The organism is Streptomyces sp. NPDC047525, from assembly GCF_040643025.1.
Classification (GTDB): Bacteria; Actinomycetota; Actinomycetes; order Streptomycetales; family Streptomycetaceae; genus Streptomyces; species Streptomyces durmitorensis.
On record NZ_JBEYTL010000020.1, the window covers coordinates 1 to 1,736 of the forward strand.

The window sequence follows — 1,736 nt, forward strand, 5'->3', positions numbered from 1 at the left end:
CGCGGCCGACCCGACGACCATGACCGACGGGTTCTACGTGGACCCTGACTCCAGCGCGAAGCGGTGGGTCGCCGACAACCCCGGTGACGGCCGGATCCGCTCGACCCCACACGCACTTCTGCAACTGAGCCCGACTTGGGCACCCGAGCGGTACGTTGCATATCCCCCTAGCGCCATGTACTTTGACACCTGCCCCTGCGCGATCGGGGTGCCGGCCCGAAAGAGGGTCGGCGGTGTCGGCGTCACCCGGACTCCGTCCTACCCACGCCTCCAGCAACGGGGCACCATCTCGGTCTGCGCCTTCGCTGGCCCGACAAGGAGTGATCGATGATCCCCGCCGACGCGGACGAGGAGGTCCTGACCTCCGAGGAGATTGCGCGGAAGTACAAGGTCGACCTGTCGAAGGTTGCGTACTGGAGCGACGCGGAGGGGTTTCCTGAGGGCTGGCCGAGCGGGCCCGGCAGGACCCTGGTCCGCGTGGCCAGTGAGGTTGATGACTGGCTGCGCACGAACCTGCCCGTCTTCTGGGCACAGGGCCAGGAGTCGGACAACCCGTACGGGCTGGAGGAGGGCAAGCCGAAGGACCTGGTGTCGCTGGAGCGCATCGCAGAGTTCGAGGCGAAGGCGCTGGGGCGAGACGAGCCGATCCCTATGGCGACCCTGCGCGGGTACCGCTCCAAGAAGTCGATGCCGGAGGCAGACCGCAATCCCGGCGACGGGCTGCGTCCCGAGGTCATGAGGCCGATGTGGTTTCGGCAGACCGCCTACGACTGGGTCAACCGTCCGCGAAAAAGCATGCGACGCCAGAAGAAGGCCGGCGCGCGCGCCGAGGCGCCGGCCCCCGTGGAGCGTCGGCCGCGGGAGCAGGCATCCGGGCCTGTGGCCTCGACGCGTGTGGATGTGGACGGTATTGCCGCCCGATACGCCATCACCCTGCCGACGGCCCGAAGGTGGACGGAGACTGAGAACTTTCCGTTGACGGATGGGACCGACTACGACGCGGCCGCGGTGGACGCCTGGGTATGGTCCGAACGACGTCGGGCCTGGGAAGCGGCGCAGCGGCGATCGGCAACATCGGCCGGTGGCTCGGTCGGCGCCGAAGGTGCCACTGCGGGCGCGGAGAGGGAGCCGCCGGCCGCAGGGGCGGCTGGCGAGCTGACTTTGAAGGAGATCGGTCCACGGTACGGCGTTCCCGTGCCTACCGGAGAGGCCTGGTCCAGGGTCGAAGCCAAGGGGGAGGACGGCAGGATTGTGCGCCGGCCTTTCCCTGATCCCCTGCGGACAAGGCCGCGAGTGTGGGATCAGCACGAGGTCGACGACTGGGTGAGGGAGGCCCGCCCGCACGTGTGGGCGTCCTTCATGGGCACCGGCCCCGTGCTGCTCAATCCGCTCCCCGAGGGCGACCCCCGGGACCTTCTTGACGTGGACGACTTTGCCGAGATCTGGGGCATCGCGACCCGGGGCGCGCCCTTGGAGCCGGGGACCGTGAGTGCCTACCACAATCGGGGACAGATCCCGTACGCAGATCGGACTCCTGACGACGGCCTGTCACCCCGGGTGCTGTCGTACCACTGGTATCGCGAGACGGTGTACGACGTCATCTCCAGTCGGCGCGGGAAGGGCAACAAGCGGCCTCGGGCATGAGTTGGGGCATGCGTTGGGGCCCCGGGCCCCCCCCGGGGGGGGTCGGGGGCCCCCCCCATGCCCCGCGGGGGTGTTTTGGGGGCCGGGGGTTG

The 1,736-nt window shown here is 69.4% G+C and carries 1 protein-coding gene; it reads left to right on the forward strand.

Annotated features, from left to right (window positions below; translation table 11 throughout):
- The first annotated feature begins 327 nt into the window (after positions 1-327).
- Complete coding sequence (locus ABZ833_RS38265) at positions 328-1,644, forward strand: hypothetical protein (RefSeq protein ID WP_361057172.1); 1,317 nt, start codon at positions 328-330, stop codon at positions 1,642-1,644.
- Positions 1,645-1,736 lie beyond the last annotated feature (92 nt).